The 14,844-nt window shown below is 72.1% G+C and carries 15 protein-coding genes; 6 read left to right on the plus strand and 9 right to left on the minus strand.

Features of this window, described 5'->3' with window-relative positions:
- Window position 1 precedes the first annotated feature (1 nt).
- A complete protein-coding gene (locus IH26_RS0116780) occupies window positions 2-1,162 on the minus strand; it encodes an acyl-CoA dehydrogenase family protein (protein WP_030437138.1) in 1,161 nt (386 codons plus the stop codon).
- 68 nt (window positions 1,163-1,230) lie between these two features.
- Here IH26_RS0116780 and IH26_RS0116785 point away from each other — a divergent pair, with 68 nt between their 5' ends.
- Window positions 1,231-2,364, plus strand: a complete 1,134-nt coding sequence (locus tag IH26_RS0116785) for an acetyl-CoA C-acetyltransferase (RefSeq protein WP_030437139.1) — start codon at window positions 1,231-1,233, stop codon at window positions 2,362-2,364.
- Here the strand turns inward: IH26_RS0116785 and IH26_RS0116790 are convergent.
- From IH26_RS0116790 to IH26_RS0116805, 4 genes are read right to left on the minus strand one after another with little or no spacing between them, the layout of a single operon-like run.
- Complete coding sequence (locus IH26_RS0116790; RefSeq protein WP_030437140.1) at window positions 2,348-3,397, minus strand: NAD(P)H-dependent flavin oxidoreductase; 1,050 nt, start codon at window positions 3,395-3,397, stop codon at window positions 2,348-2,350. The two genes, IH26_RS0116785 and IH26_RS0116790, sit on opposite strands and share 17 nt — an antisense overlap.
- Entirely contained in the window at window positions 3,394-4,086 is a 693-nt protein-coding gene (locus IH26_RS0116795) for a CoA-transferase subunit beta (protein WP_030437141.1), read from the minus strand. The genes IH26_RS0116790 and IH26_RS0116795 overlap by 4 nt, the downstream gene beginning before the upstream one ends.
- Window positions 4,083-4,901, minus strand: a complete 819-nt coding sequence (locus IH26_RS0116800) for a CoA transferase subunit A (RefSeq protein WP_030437142.1) — start codon at window positions 4,899-4,901, stop codon at window positions 4,083-4,085. Before IH26_RS0116800 ends, IH26_RS0116795 begins: the two co-directional genes overlap by 4 nt.
- A gap of 13 nt (window positions 4,902-4,914) precedes the next feature.
- Complete coding sequence (locus IH26_RS0116805; protein WP_030437143.1) at window positions 4,915-5,652, minus strand: enoyl-CoA hydratase family protein; 738 nt, start codon at window positions 5,650-5,652, stop codon at window positions 4,915-4,917.
- 46 nt (window positions 5,653-5,698) lie between these two features.
- Here IH26_RS0116805 and IH26_RS0116810 point away from each other — a divergent pair, with 46 nt between their 5' ends.
- Entirely contained in the window at window positions 5,699-6,421 is a 723-nt protein-coding gene (locus tag IH26_RS0116810; protein WP_030437144.1) for an SDR family oxidoreductase, read from the plus strand.
- On the opposite strand, the gene IH26_RS0116815 is transcribed toward IH26_RS0116810, so the two are convergent.
- From IH26_RS0116815 to IH26_RS0116830, 4 genes are read right to left on the minus strand one after another with little or no spacing between them, the layout of a single operon-like run.
- A complete protein-coding gene (locus IH26_RS0116815; RefSeq protein WP_030437145.1) occupies window positions 6,393-6,842 on the minus strand; it encodes a pyridoxamine 5'-phosphate oxidase family protein in 450 nt (149 codons plus the stop codon). The genes IH26_RS0116810 and IH26_RS0116815 overlap by 29 nt on opposite strands.
- Window positions 6,839-7,738 carry an SDR family NAD(P)-dependent oxidoreductase gene (locus IH26_RS0116820; protein WP_030437146.1) on the minus strand — a complete coding sequence of 300 codons (900 nt, stop codon included), beginning with the start codon at window positions 7,736-7,738 and terminating at the stop codon, window positions 6,839-6,841. Before IH26_RS0116820 ends, IH26_RS0116815 begins: the two co-directional genes overlap by 4 nt.
- Before the next feature lies 1 nt (window position 7,739).
- Window positions 7,740-8,495: a glucose 1-dehydrogenase gene (locus tag IH26_RS0116825; RefSeq protein WP_030437147.1), complete on the minus strand. Its 756-nt coding sequence runs from the start codon at window positions 8,493-8,495 to the stop codon at window positions 7,740-7,742.
- A 46-nt stretch (window positions 8,496-8,541) separates the two neighbouring features.
- Window positions 8,542-9,147, minus strand: a complete 606-nt coding sequence (locus IH26_RS0116830) for a TetR/AcrR family transcriptional regulator (RefSeq protein ID WP_030437148.1) — start codon at window positions 9,145-9,147, stop codon at window positions 8,542-8,544.
- Between the two features lie 89 nt (window positions 9,148-9,236).
- Here IH26_RS0116830 and IH26_RS0116835 point away from each other — a divergent pair, with 89 nt between their 5' ends.
- The 4 genes from IH26_RS0116835 to IH26_RS0116850 all read left to right on the plus strand — a co-directional run bounded on the left by IH26_RS0116835 (window position 9,237) and on the right by IH26_RS0116850 (window position 14,807).
- Window positions 9,237-10,331: a Zn-dependent alcohol dehydrogenase gene (locus IH26_RS0116835; RefSeq protein WP_030437149.1), complete on the plus strand. Its 1,095-nt coding sequence runs from the start codon at window positions 9,237-9,239 to the stop codon at window positions 10,329-10,331.
- A 1-nt stretch (window position 10,332) separates the two neighbouring features.
- Complete coding sequence (locus tag IH26_RS0116840; protein ID WP_030437150.1) at window positions 10,333-11,388, plus strand: LLM class F420-dependent oxidoreductase; 1,056 nt, start codon at window positions 10,333-10,335, stop codon at window positions 11,386-11,388.
- A gap of 65 nt (window positions 11,389-11,453) precedes the next feature.
- Window positions 11,454-13,208 (plus strand): 3-oxosteroid 1-dehydrogenase, encoded by a 1,755-nt coding sequence (kstD, locus tag IH26_RS0116845; RefSeq protein ID WP_030437151.1) that lies wholly within the window; start codon window positions 11,454-11,456, stop codon window positions 13,206-13,208.
- Window positions 13,209-13,211: 3 nt separating this feature from the next.
- The gene (locus IH26_RS0116850) at window positions 13,212-14,807 is read left to right on the plus strand and encodes a GMC oxidoreductase (protein WP_030437152.1); all 1,596 of its coding nucleotides are present in this window, start codon (window positions 13,212-13,214) and stop codon (window positions 14,805-14,807) included.
- Window positions 14,808-14,844 lie beyond the last annotated feature (37 nt).

Below are 14,844 nucleotides of genomic sequence, written 5' to 3' on the forward strand. Positions count from 1 at the left end.
CCTAACGCCGGATCGGCTGGCCGAGTGCCCCGGCCGCGATGATGTCCCGCTGCACCTCGTTCGTGCCGCCGCCGAAGGTGAGGATCAGCGAGGCGCGGTGCATCCGCTCGATCCGCCCGGCCAGCAGGGCGCCCGGCGAACCGGTGCGCACCGTGGCGGCCGGGCCGAGCACCTCCATCAGCAGGCGGTACGCCTCGACCGCCAGTTCCGTGCCGTACACCTTGCCGGCGGAGGCCCACACCGCGGCCGGCGCGCCGTCGTCACCGGCGGCGACCCGCCAGTTGAGCAGTTTGAGCACCTCGGTCTTGGCGTGCACCCGGGCCAGGTGCAGCCGCACCCACTCCAGGTCGGTCCGGCGGTTCTCGACCGCCCATGCGGTCACCTCGTCGAGCGCCCGACGCAGCGGCGCGGCCGGGGTGAGCGCCACCCGCTCGTGGTTGAGCTGGTCGGTGATGAGCCGCCAGCCCTCGTTCTCGGCGCCGACCCGGGCGGACACCGGCACCCGCACGTCGCTGTAGTAGGTCGCGCTGGTGGTCGGGCCGGCCACGGTGTGCACCGGCGTCCAGGAGAAGCCGGGCGCGTCGGTCGGCACCACGAGCATCGAGATGCCCTTGTGGCGGGGCGCGTCCGGGTCGGTGCGGCAGGCCAGCCAGACGTAGTCCGCGTACCGGATCAGGCTGGTCCACATCTTCTGACCGTTGATCACGTACTCGTCGCCGTCGCGGACCGCCCGGGTGCGCAGCGCGGCGAGGTCGGTGCCCGCGCCGGGCTCGGAGTAACCGATCGAGAAGTGCACCTCGCCGGCCGCGATCCGGGGAAGCAGTTCGGCGCGTTGCCGATCGGATCCGTGCCGGGCGATGGTCGGCCCGACCGTGTAGATGGTCAGGAACGGCACCGGCACCCCGGCCATGGCCGCCTCGTCGGCGAAGATGAGCTGGTCCATCCGGGACCGTCCGCGGCCGCCGTGCTCGACCGGCCAGCCCAGCGCCAGCCAGCCGTCCCGCCCCAGCTGCCGCACCACCGATCGGTACGCGTCGCCGTCGCCGTACTCGCCGTCGTCGTCGGTCAGCGCCGCCCGTAACTCGGGCGTCATCAGCTCGGCGAAGTACGCGCGCAGCTCCCGGCGTAGTTGCTCCTGCTCCGGTGTGTATCCCACGTGCATGGTGGCCGCCCGGTGTCATAGATTAGAACCTGTTCTAGTAGAGTCCATCCGGCGGAGGGGCGTCAACCGTGGAGAGGGCGTATCTGGTCGGGGCGGTTCGATCGCCCGTCGGCAAGCGCGGCGGCGGGCTCGCCGCGGTGCATCCGGCCGACCTGGCCGGGCAGGTGATCGCGGCGCTGCTCGATCGGGCCGGCGTCGATCCGGCCGCCGTGGACGACGTGGTGCTGGGCTGTGTGGACACGCTCGGGCCGCAGTCCGGCGACATCGCGCGGACCAGCTGGCTGGCGGCCGGGCTGCCGGAACACGTTCCCGGGGTGACGGTCGACCGGCAGTGCGGGTCGGGCCAGCAGGCCGTGCACTTCGCCGCCCAGGCGGTGATGAGCGGAACGGCCGATCTCGTGGTGGCCGGCGGCGTGCAGAGCATGAGCCAGGTGCCGATCGGCAGCGCGATGGCGCCGTCGGGGCCGTATGCCGGCTCGGCGGGCTGGCGGGCGCGGTACGGCGAGCAGGAGGTGTCGCAGTTCCGCAGCGCCGACGACATCGCGGCGAAGTGGGCGCTCTCCCGGGCGGATCTCGAGGAGTGGGCGCTGTCGAGTCACCGGCGGGCGATTCACGCGATCGACGCGGGCTGGTTCGGCGCCGAGATCGTGCCGGTCGGCGCGTGCGGCACCGACGAGGGGCCGCGCCGGGACACCTCGGCCGAGCGGATGGCCGCGCTCGCCCCGCTGCGGCCGGGCGGGGTCACCACGGCGGCGGCGTCCAGCCAGCTCGCGGACGGCGCGGCGGCTCTGCTGGTCGCCTCGCGGCTGGCCGTGAGCGCGCACGGGCTGCGGCCGCGGGCGGTGGTGCGGCACCTGTCCGCGCGCGGCGGTGACCCGGTGCTGATGCTGACCGCGCCGATCGAGGCGACCGCGCACGCGTTGCGGAAGGCCGGGCTGCGGATGAGCGACATCGACCGGTTCGAGGTGAACGAGGCGTTCGCGAGCGTGGTGCTCGCCTGGCTGCGGGAGACCGGAGCCGACCCGTCGCGGGTGAACGTCAGCGGCGGCGCGATCGCGCTCGGCCACCCGCTGGGCGCGACCGGCGCGCGGCTGCTCACCAGCCTGCTGCACGAGTTGGAGCGCACCGGCGGCCGCTACGGCCTGCTGACCATGTGCGAGGGTGGCGGCCAGGCGAACGTGACCATCATCGAGCGGATGTGAGCGCCGCGATCCGGTCGTCGGCCTCCTTCATGATGCGGTCGATCAGGTCGGCGCAGGAGGGCAGGTCGTCGATCAGGCCGACCACCTGACCGGCCGACATCACGCCCGACTCGGGCCGGCCGTCGACCATGGAGGTGCGCAGCAGCGCCGGCGTGTTGGCCGCCATCAGCGTCTGCGCCCAGGAGAGTTCCCGCCCGTGCCGCGCCGCCCGGCCGGCCCGCAGCAGGGCCGGCCAGGACAGCCCCGACTCGCGGCGGAACGCGGCCGCGTGCCGCGCCGACCGGAGCAGGCCGGCGAGCCGGTTGGCGCGTTCCAGCCCGTCCACGAACGGCGTCCGCAACACCCGGTGCGGCACGCCGTCGACCCGGGTGGTCACCACCGTGCCGGTGACCGTGGCGGCCAGGTACTGCCGCTTGACCTCGGGGCCGACCGGGCTGTCCGAGGTGAGCAGGAACCGGGTGCCCATCGCCACCCCGGAGGCGCCGTACGCGAGCGCCGCCACCAGCCCCCGCCCGTCGAAGAAGCCGCCGGCCGCCACCACCGGGATGCCGACCGCGTCCACCACCTGCGGCAGCAACAGCGTGGTCGGGACCGGCCCGGTGTGCCCGCCGCCCTCGCCGCCCTGCACCAGCACCGCGTCCACGCCCCAGGAAGCCACCTTCTCGGCGTGCCGGCGGGCTCCCACCGACGGCATGGTGAGCACGCCGCCGTCGGCGCAGCGACGGATGAGTTCCCGGCTGGGCGCGAGCGCGAACGAGGCGAGCCGGACCCGTTCCCGGATCAGCAGGTCGATCCGCTCGGCCGCGTCCGGCGCGTCCGCGCGTACGTTGACCCCGAAAGGCGCATCGGTGCGCGAGCGAATCTCCCGGATGGTCTCCCGCAGCCTGTCCAGGGTCATCGTCGCGGACGCGACGATCCCGAAGCCGCCCGCCGCCGAGGTGGCCGCGACCAGGCCGGCGCCGGCGACGTAGCCCATGCCGGTCTGCACGATCGGATGGCGGCAGCCGAGCAGTTCGGTGAGCCGGGTCCTCACCGGATCTCCTTCTCCCGCAGGCCTTCCGGGTCGAGCCGCTCGCCGATGAGCTCCAGCTCCTCGGCCGTCGGCCGCCGGGTCGACGGCACGTCGGACGGGATCGTGAGCGGAAACCCGGTGGCGGCCTGGACCTCGGCCACCGACACGCCGGGGTGCACCGAGCGCAGCCGCATCGAGCGATCGGGCGTGGCGAAATCCAGCACCGCCAGGTTCGTCACCACCACCCGGATCTCGATCGCGCCGCGGTCATGACCGACGCCGCTCACCATGTCGACCTCGGGCACGAACACGCGCGGCGCGTGCCGGGGCACCCAGTAACTGGTGGCGTGGTTGACGGTGTTGCCCGGCGCGCCCCGGACCCCCAGGAGCTGCCGTTTCGGGCGGGACCAGTCCCCGATGCAGGAGATGTTCTGGTTGCCGAACCGATCGATCTGGCTCGCGCCCATCATCACGTGCCGGGTGCCGGCCGCCACCACGGCGAACACCGCCCGGTACGGCAGCCAGCCCTCGGCCTCGTCGTCGCGCAGCAGCGTCGCCTCGCCGTCGGTCAGCAGCAGGCCGGGAGCGAAGGTGAGCTGCGCCAGCCGCGCACCGAGCCGGGGGATCAGGCCGGTCGGCGAGGCCAGCACCGCGCCGTCGCCGCGCCACGCGTCGGCGCACGCGACCACGCAGACATCGGCCCGGGTCATCGCGCCGCCACCGCCTTCTGGTAGCTCTCCTCGTCACCGTCCAGGTAGGCCGATCGGAACTGGTCCCAGCCGGCCGTCGCGTACTCCCGCTGGAACGACTCGTCCCGGTCGTAGTCGGGCACGCAGCTGGTGAAGTGGGCGCCGCGTGGGGTTTCCACGACCCCGTCCACCATCATCCGATTGAGCAGCAGCCCTTGCGGCGGGCCGGAATCCATCAGCTCGGCGGTGCTCACCAATCGCTCACAGGAGACGTAGCGGCGCTTGGCGGCCAGGCAGAACAGGTCGTCGAAGTATGGGTCGGGGCCGAGGTAGCGGGCGTTGCCGGAGGGATCGGCGCGGTTCAGGTGGACCAGCGCCGCGTCCAGCGTCAGCGCCGGCATCGCGACCAGTTCGGTGTCGTCGGCGTACGGCGATCGGATCGTGCGCAGCGAGGGGTTGACCCGCATGACGTCCGAGCCCAGCCCGGCCCGGATCGGCAGGAACGGCAACCGGTTGGCGGCCGCCAGCAGCCCCCAGTAGAGCATCCCCTCGTCGTACTCGGTCAGCTCGATCGCGCCCTCCTGGCGGGCGCGGCAGAAGTGTGGCTCGAGCGCGATGCTGTCCAGCGAGACGAAGCCGGTGACCACCCGGCGCACGCACCCGTACGCGATCAGCAGCCCGACATCCGGCCCGCCGTAGGTGACCACGGTCAGGTCGCGCAGGCCGGCCCGGCAGATCGCCCGGACCAGCGCCATCGGCTTGCGGCGCGAGCCCCAGCCGCCGATCCCGATCGTCATCCCGTCGCGCAGCTCGCCGACCACGTCGCCGGCCGTCATGACGATGTCCACGTCAGCTCCCGTCGACGAATCTCTGCCGGGCGCGGTCGCCGGCGCCGTTGAGGTTGAGCTCGAAGGTGAAGCCCTGCTCGAACCGGTACGACCGCTTGACGTCGACCGGGTCGATGCCGTTCAGCGCCTCCTTGGCCCGGCGGATGACCACCGGGTCCTTGGCCGCGATCTCCTCGGCCACCGCCCGGGCGGCGGCCCGCTGCCGGCCCACCGGCACCACCTCGTGCACCGTCCCGAAGCGGTGCAGATCGGCGGCGGTGACCGGGCGGCAGGTGTAGACCATCGCCCGCATCAGCTGCGGCGGCACCAGGCGGGCCAGGTGGGTGGCGGCGCCGAGCGCGCCCCGGTCAACCTCGGGCAGGCCGAAGGTGGCGTCGTCGGCGGCCACGATCAGGTCGGCGTTGCCTACCAGGCCGATGCCGCCGCCGAGGCAGAAGCCGTGCACCGCGGCGATCACCGGGACCGGGCAGTCGTAGACGGCGGCGAACGCGGCGGCACAGCCCCGGTTCGCGGCCAGCAGCACCTCGTGGCCGGGGCCGCGCTGCATCTCCTTGATGTCCACGCCGGCGCAGAACCCGCGGCCCTCGGCGGACAGCACGACCGCCCGGGTCGCCGGATCGGCCCCGGCCGCCGTCACCAGGTCGGCGACGGCCAGCCAGCCGGCCGCCGGCAACGCGTTGACCGGCGGGAAATCGATGACCACCTCGGCGACCGCGCCGCGGTCCAGGTGTACGCCCACCGCGACAGGCTAACCTAGCGCTTGCTTGGTCGGCTACCATCGGCCGATGGACTTCACCGGCCGCGCGGTGGTCGTCACCGGCGGCACCAGAGGGATCGGCGCGGCGATCGCGTCCGCCTTCCGGGAGGCCGGCGCCCAGGTGCTGGTCTGCGGTCGCCATGAGACGGCGGAGTTTCGGGCCGACGTGCGCGATCCGGAACAGGCCGCGGCCCTCGTCGACGCGGCGGTCGAGCGATTCGGCCGGCTCGATGTCGTGGTGAACAACGCGGGTGGCGCGCCGGCGGCGCCGGCGGCCACCGCCTCGCCCCGGCTGCACGCGAAAATCATCGAGCTCAACCTGATCGCCCCGCTGCACGTCGCCCAGGCGGCCAACGCGGTGATGCGGAAGCAACCCGGCGGCGGTCTGATCCTCATGGTGGGCAGCGTCAGCGGCACCCGCCCGTCGCCCGGCACGGCCGCCTACGGCGCGGCCAAGGCCGGCCTGCACCACCTGGCGACCAGCCTGGCCGCCGAGTGGGCGCCGGCGGTGCGGGTGAACAGCGTGATCCCGGGCCCGGTGGGCAGCGCCGGGCTGGACCCTTCGGCCGTGGCGCGCACCGTGCCGATGGGCCGGCCCGCGACGCCGGAGGACGTGGCCGGCGTCTGCCTGCTGTTGGCCTCGCCGCTGGCGGCCTACGTGACGGGCGCGGCGCTGACCGTCCACGGCGGCGGCGAGTGGCCGGGCTACCTCCCGAAGTTGCTCAAAGCAGGCGACGGTGATCCCAGCTGACCACCCGGCGCGGCTCGACCAGGTAGGCCGATCGCTTGGCGGCCGCGTGCGCGACATAGTCGTCGAGCACCTCGGCGTCCTGCCCGGCCATCCGGCCGGCGATCAGCTTGCCGATCGCGGTCACGCCGGCGAGGTCGTCGATCCGGGTCACCGATCCGGTCACCTGCACGCCGCGCAGCTCGAAGTAATCGTCGCCGTCCTCGACCAGGCAGGTCACCCGGGGGTCGCGGGCGAGGTTGCGCGCCTTCTGCGAGGCGCGGTAGGTCCAGAACGCTATCCGGCCGTCGCGCATCCCGTAGAACATGCTGACCAGGTGGGGCGTGCCGTCCGGGTTGATGGTGGCGAGCTGGAGCTTCCGGCCGTCTTCGAGCAGTTTCTGTGCCTCGTCGGGCGGCATCGTCACGGTGTCGCGCTGCTTCACGAGTTCTCCCCGAACGTGGCGTCGGCCAGGGCCATGGTGTCCTCGCAGACGAAGCCGGGCGCCGGCGGGTCGGCGGTGAAAACGCCGCTCAGCGTGGCGTCCAGCTCGTCGGAAGTCCACTCGCCGGCGGTGGCGCGGAAGGTCTGCCGGATGGTCGGCGGGTCGAGCACGGCCACCACGTCGCTGTGCACGACGAAGACCTCGCCGTTGACGCGTTCCCCGGCCGGACCGGCGAGCGACACCACCAGCGGGGTGACGCGCTCGGGCGACATCGGGTCGGGGCCGTCGGGGGCGGGACCCATCAGCTCGCCGGTCATCGCCGTGCGGGCGCGCGGGCAGATCGCATTGGCGCGCACGCCGTAGCGGGCGCAGCCGCGAGCGGTGGCGACGGTGAGCCCGACGATGCCGCTCTTGGCCGCCGCGTAGTTGGGCTGCCCGGCCGAGCCGAGCAGGAAGGCCTCCGACGAGGTGTTGACGATCCGGGCGTACACCGGCTTCTGCTCGGCCTTGCTCAGATTCCGCCAGTACGCCGTGGCGAGCCGGGTGGTGACGAAGTGACCGCGCAGATGGACGCGGATCACGGTGTCCCATTCCTGCTCGGACATCGAGAAGATCATCCGGTCGCGCAGCACGCCGGCGTTGTTGACCAGGATGTCGAGGCCGCCGTACGCCTGCACCAGCGCCTCACCGATGGACCACTCGGCGACGTCACCCGGGCGGACCGTCGCCTCGCCACCGCCGTCCCGGATGTGCGCCGCCACCGCGTCGAGGCCCGGGCCCGGCAGGTCGTTGAGCACCACCCGGGCGCCGGCGGCCGCCAGCGCGATCGCCTCGGCCGCGCCCAGCCCTTGCCCCGCGCCGGTGACGACGGCAATCTTTCCGTCGAGGGAGGTCATCTCAGTACCCCGGCCCGCTGAGCAGCCCGCCGTCGGCGACGAACTCGGCCCCGGTCGTGTAGGACGACTCGTCCGAGGCGAGGAAGGCGACCAGCCGGGAGATCTCGATCGGTTCGGCGAACCGGGCGATCGGCATCGCCTTGAGGAACGCGGCCGGATCGATCCCGGTCATGTGCTCGGCCGCGCCCAGCGACATCGAGGTCAGCACGCCGCCGGGGTGCACCGAGTTGACCCGGATGCCGGCCGGGCCCAGCTCCTGCGCCGCCGACCGGGTGACGCCGCGGATGCCGAACTTGCTGGCGCTGTACGCGGACAGCCCGGCCGCGCCGGCGAATCCCTCGATCGACGACACGTTCACGATCGAGCCGCCGCCGCCCGCGGTCATCACCGGCGCCACCGTGTGCACGCCGAGCCAGCAGCCCACCAGGTTGACGTCGATGACCCGGCGGAACTCGGCCGGCTCCATCTCGGCGATCGACCCGTGCCGCAGGATCCCGGCGTTGTTCACCAGAACATCCAATCTGCCGTACGTGTCGAGCACCGCGGCCACGGCGGCGGACCAATCGGCCTCGCTCGTCACGTCCTGGTGCACGTAGTGACAGCCCTCGAGGCCGTCGGCGACCGCCTGCCCCTTGTCGTCGAGCACGTCGCCGATCACGACCCGGGCGCCCTCGGCGACGAAATGCCGGGCGTGCGACTTGCCCATGCCGCGCGCGCCACCGGTGATGAGTGCAACCTTGCCATCGAGACGTCCCATCGGGCCCCCTCCTACCAAGCGCTTGCTTGGGAGGAGGGTAGCACCGTCAATGCGCGCTGATGCCGACGAAAAGCAGGTGCAGCAGTCCGGTCACGATCTCGTCGGTGCTCCACGACTGGCCGCGGCTCTGCTTCCACGACGTGGGGATCCACAGGATGTCGCGCAGCAGCCGGTAGATGAGCCGCGCGTCCAGATCGGCCCGGAACTGCCCGCTGCGCTTGCCCCGCTCCAGCTGGTCGATCCAGGTCTGCTCGATCTCCTTCATCGCCGTCCGCAGGTAGGCGAAGCGTTTCTGCGCGCTGAAGTAGGCCCAGTCGTTCTGCAGCATGGTGAGGGCGGCCCGGTGCCGGCTGAGCGCCGCCGTGCTGGACCGGACCATCCGCTCGATGGCGATCCGCGGGTCGTCGGTGCCGGCGACCGCCGCCCGGTACCCGCCGAGTACGTCGTCGAGGAACTCCCGGAGGATCTCGTCGCCGATCGACTCCTTGGAGTCGAAGTGGTGGTAGAGGCTCCCGGAGAGGATGCCGGCGGCGTCCGCGATCTCGCGAACCGTGGTGGCCCGGAAACCCTTCTCGGCGAACAGGTCGGCGGCCAGCCGGACCAGATGGGCGCGGCGCTCGGACGCCGGCGCGGCCTTCTTCGTGGTCGTCACCCGGCCGATCGTACTTGCCCAATCGCTTGCTCGGTTCCGGAGCGGCCGATAGCGTAGAACGCGTTCTAGTTTCCAGAGGGGGTGGCGAGGTGCGGGCAGCGGTTATCCACGGGATCGGCGACCACGAGAAGCTCGACATACGCGACGATGTGACCGTGCTCGGTCCCGGCCCGGGCGAGATCCGGATCCGCGTGCGCGCGGCCGGCGTCTGCCACTCCGACCAGTCCGCCCGCGACGGCGGCCTGCCCCAGCCGGTGCCCGCGGTGCTCGGCCACGAGGCGGCCGGCGACGTGCTCGAGGTCGGCGAGGGCGTGGACGACCTGGCGCCCGGCGACCGGGTGATCGTCAACTGGCTGCCGTCCTGCGGCACGTGCGCCGAGTGCGTGCGCGGCATGCCGTATCTGTGCATGACCCACGTGATGACCGGCTACGCGATGCCCCGATTCATGGCCGGCGACCTGCCGGTGTTCGGGATGGCGGGCTGCGGCGCGTTCGCCGAGGAGATGGTGGTGCCGCGGATCGGCGCCGTGCAGATCGACGCCGATGTGCCGTACGAGGTGGCTGCCCTGGTCGGCTGCGGCGTGATGACCGGCGTCGGTTCGGTCGTCAACACCGCTCAGCTGCGCCCGGGGGAGACCGCCGTGGTGATCGGTTGCGGCGGCGTCGGCATCGCGGCGATCCAGGGCTGCCGGCTCTCCGGCGCGTCCGTCATCGTGGCCGTCGACACCGTCCCGGCGAAGCTCGAGGTGGCCCGCCGCTTCGGCGCCACCCACGCGGTGACTCCCGACGGGCTCAGCGACCTGGTCGGTGAGGTCACCGCCGGCGAGGGCTTCGACTACGCCTTCGACGTGGTCGCTCTGCCGCAGACCTTGCGGACGGCATGGACCGCGACCCGCCGCGGCGGCTCCGTCGTCGTGGTCGGCGCCGGCCGGCCCGAGCACCAGGTCGAGTTCACCCCGTTCGAGCTGCTCTTCGAGGGCAAGAGCATCATCCCGTCGATGTACGGCTCGGGCCACCCGCCGCGCGACTTCCCTCGCCTGATCGCCCTCTGGCGCGCCGGCCGGCTCGATCTCGAGGGGATGATCAGCCACCGGATCCGGCTCGAGGAGGTCGAGGACGCGCTCGCCAACCTCGGCCGCGGCGACGTCATCCGCCAGGTGATCGTCCACGACGCCGGCGCCTGACATGCGGCTGGGCATTCAGCTCGGGTACAGCGGGGAGGGGTTCGCGGCGGCCGTCGAGGAGGTGGTCGAGTTCGAGGCGGCGGGCGCCGACCTGGTCGTGGTGCCCGAGGCGTACAGCTTCGACGCGGTCAGCCAGCTCGGCTACCTCGCCGCCCGGACCAGCCGGATGCAGCTCGCCTCCGGGGTGATGCAGCTCTACACCCGCACGCCGACGCTCACCGCGATGACCGCGGCGGGTATCGACTACGTCTCCGGCGGCCGGTTCTCGCTCGGGCTCGGCGCCTCCGGGCCGCAGGTGATCGAAGGCTTCCACGGGGTCCCGTACGACGCGCCGCTCGCGCGGACCCGGGAGGTGGTGGAGATCTGCCGGCGGGTCTGGCGCCGGGAAGTGCTCGTCCACGACGGCCCGCACTACCGGATCCCGCTGCCGGCCGATGCCGGGACCGGCCTCGGCAAGCCGCTCAAGCTCATCAACCGGCCGGTCCGCGACCGGATCCCGATCCTGCTGGCCGCCATGGGCCCGCGCAACGTCGCGCTCGCCGCCGAACTGGCCGAGGGCTGGCAGGCGCTGTTCCTCGACCCGGCCGCACTGTCCCGGGTCTTCGGGCCGGCGCTCGAGGAAGGCCTTTCCCGGCGTGATCCGGCGCTCGGGCCGCTGGACATCATGGTGCCGCTGCCGTTCGCGGTCGGCGAGCCGAGCGAGCGGTTGCTCGGCCGGCACCGCGCGCAACTGGCGCTCTACATCGGAGGGATGGGGGCGAAGGGCCGGAACTTCTCCAACGACCTCGTACGCCGCTACGGCTACCCGCGGGAGGCGGCGGCGGTCCAGGAACACTTCCTGGGCGGACGGCGGGCCGAGGCGATCGCCGCCGTGCCCGAGCCGTTGGTGCGCGCCACTTCGCTCGTGGGCGACCTGGCCTCGCTGCGTGCCCAGGTGGCCGCGCTGGCCGCCGCCGGCGTCACCACGCTGCTGGTTTCCCCGTTGGCCGCCGGCCGCGCCGAGCGGGTGAAGGATATCGCCGATTTGAAACAAGTTCTAATTGACGCATCCCTTTGACATCTTGTTAACAGTGGGCTGATAGTAGAACGCGTTCTAGCTCCAACTTCCAGAGGAGCTCCGCGATGTCCGCACACCTCAATCGGCGCCAGGTCCTCACCGGCGCCGCAGCCATCGGAACCGGCCTCGTCGCCGGTTCGTCCGCGCTCGGCATTCCGGCGCGGGCCGCCCAGCCCAGCTACGACGTGGTGGTCATCGGGTGCGGCGCCGCGGGCATGACCGCGGCGCTGCGCGCGAACAAACGCGGGCTGAGCGTTCTCGTGGTGGAGAAGGCACCCACCTTCGGCGGTTCGGCGGCCCGCTCGGGCGCCGGCATCTGGATCCCCAACAACCAGGTCATCCTGGCCGCCGGCGTGCCGGACACCCCGGCCAAGGCGGCCGCCTATCTCGCCGCCGTGGTCAACGGCGACGTGCCCACCGCCAAGCAGCAGGCGTTCCTCGACAACGGGCCGTCGATGATCGACTTCGTGCTGGCGAACAGCCCGCTGCGCTTCCGCTACATGTCCGGCTACTCCGACTACTACCCCGAACTGCCCGGCGGGATGCCGCAGGGCCGCTCGATCGAGCCGGACATGTTCGACGGCAAGTTGCTCGGCGCGGAACTGGCCAACCTGAACCCGGCGTACCTGCCGACGCCGGCCGGCCTGACCGTCTTCAGTGCCGACTACAAGTGGCTCAACCTCGCGCTGGTCAACGTGAAGGGCACCGCCGTCGCGGCCGAGTGCGTCGCCCGCTACACCGCGGCGGTGGCGGCCGGCAAGACGCCGCTCACCATGGGTCAAGCGCTCGCCGGGGCACTGCGGGCCGGGCTCGTCGCCGCGGGCGTACCGGTCTGGCTCAACACGCCCCTTACCGACCTGCAGCTCGACACCAGCGGCCGGGTCACCGGCGTTGTGGTCACCAAGGACGGCGTCGCGACCGGCATCACCGCCAACCGCGGCGTGCTGGTAGCGGCCGGCGGTTTCGAGCACAACCTGGCGATGCGGCTGGCCTACCAGCGGCAGCCGATCGGCGTCGACTGGACGGTGGGCGCCAAGGAGAACACCGGCGACGGCATCCAGGCGGGGTTGCGCGCGGGCGCGGCGACCGACTTCCTGGACGACTCGTGGTGGGGCCCGGCGATCCCGCTGCCCGAGGAGCCGTACTTCTGCCTCGCCGAGCGCACCCTGCCGGGCAGCATCCTGGTGAACAGCGCCGGGCAGCGGTTCGTGAACGAGGCCGCGCCGTACAGCGACGTCGTGCATGTCATGTACGACAAGAACGTCGTCACGCCGGACATCCCGGCCTGGCTCATCTTCGATCAGAACTACCGCAACCGGTACCTGTTCCGGGACGTCGCCCCGCTCCTGCCGTTCCCCGACTCCTGGTACAGCTCGGGCGCGGTCTTCAAGGAGTACACGCTGAGCGCCCTGGCCGGAAAGATCGGGGTCTCGTCGTCGGCGCTGTCGGCCACGGTCTCCCGGTTCAACGGGTTCGCCTTCGCCGGCAAGGACACCGATTTCCACCGCGGCGACAGCGCGTACGACCACTACTACACCGACCCGGCGGTCGTCCCGAACTCGTGCCTCGCGCCGCTCTGGCTGCCGCCGTACTACGCCTGCAAGATCGTGCCGGGTGACCTCGGCACCAAGGGCGGCCTGCGCACCGACCCGAAATCGCGGGTGCTGCGCGCGGACGGCTCGGTCATTCCCGGCCTGTACGCCGCGGGCAACTCCAGCGCCGCCGTGATGGGGCACAGCTATGCGGGCGCCGGCTCGACGATCGGCCCCGCGATGACGTTCGGCTACATCGCCGCCAACAGTCTCGCCGAGGGGGCCTGAGAGATGGCCAGTCGTCGCACCCTGCTCAAGGCCGCCGCGCTCGGCGCGCCGGCCGCCGCGTTGCTCGCCAAGGCCTCCGCGGCCGGCGCCGCGCTCGCCTCCGGCGACCACGTCCCGGCGCTGGTGATCGGCAGCGGCTACGGCGGCGCGGTCACCGCGCTGCGGCTGACCCAGGCCGGCATCGCCACCGCCATCGTCGAGATGGGCATGGCGTGGAACACCGCCGGCTCGGACGGCAAGGTGTTCTGCAACATGCTCAACCCGGACCAGCGCTCGTACTGGTTGCGGACCACGACCGATCAACCGGTCGGCTATTTCCTCGGCATCAGCGCCAACAAGACGATCCCGAAGTACACCGGCGTGCTCGACTCGGAGAAGTTCGCCGGCATCCGCGTCTACCAGGGCCGCGGCGTCGGCGGCGGATCGCTGGTCAACGGCGGGATGGCGGTCGTGCCCAAGCGCGACTACTTCACGCAGATCCTGCCCTCGGTCGACGTCGCCTCGATGTACGACACGTACTTCCCGCGGGCCAACGCCGGGCTGGGGGTCAACGCCATCGACACCGCCTGGTTCGAGACCGCCGACTGTTACCAGTTCGCCCGGGTCAGCCGCGCCCAGGCCAACGCGTCCGGCTACACCACCACCTTCCTCAACAACGTCTACGACTTCGACTACATGAAGAAGGAGCAGGCCGGCACCGTGCCCCGGTCGGCGCTGGCCAGCGAGGTCATCTACGGCAACAACTACGGCAAGCGGTCGCTGGACAAGACGTACCTGGCCACGGCGGCCGCCACCGGCCGGCTGACCGTCACCGCCCAGCACGTGGTCACCGCGGTCGCGCCGAACGCCGCGGGCGGCTACACGGTCACGATGAATCAGATCGACACGACCGGCGCCACGGTGGCCACCAAGACGGTCCGGGCGGACAAGGTGTTCTTCGCGGCCGGCAGCGTGGGCACCAGCAAGCTGCTCGTCGCGATGCGCGCCCAGGGCCTGCTGCCGAACCTGCCGAGCGCGGTCGGGCAGGGCTGGGGCAACAACGGCAACGTGATGGTCGCCCGGGCCAACCACATCTGGAACCCCACCGGTGCCGTGGAATCCGGGATGCCGGCCATGGGCATCGACAACTGGGCCGACGCCGCCGGGCCGGTCTTCGCCGAGATCGCCCCGTTCCCGGCCGGCACCGAGCTCTGGATCAGCCTCTACCTGGCCATCACGAAGAACCCCAACCGGGCCGCGTTCAGCTTCAACAGCTCGACCGGCGCGGTGGACCTCAGCTGGCAGACGGCGTGGAACCAGCCCGCGATCGACGCCGCCAAGCGCGTCTTCGACACCATCAACGCGAAGCAGGTGACGGTCTACCGCAGCGACCTGTTCGGCGTGAACAAGGTCTGGGGCGACGACTTCACCTACCACCCGCTCGGCGGCTGCATCCTCAACCAGGCCACCGACAACTACGGGCGGCTGCCCGGCTACCCGGGCCTGTACGTGACGGACGGTTCGCTGATCCCGGGCAGCACCGGGGTCAACCCGTTCCTCACCATCACCGCGCTCGCCGAGCGCAACATCGAGAAGATCCTGGCCACCGACGCTTTCTGATCGATCGGGCGCGGCACCCGGACGGGTGCCGCGCCCT

Origin of the sequence: Actinoplanes subtropicus (assembly GCF_000721705.1) — a bacterium.
Taxonomy (GTDB): Bacteria; Actinomycetota; Actinomycetes; order Mycobacteriales; family Micromonosporaceae; genus Actinoplanes; species Actinoplanes subtropicus.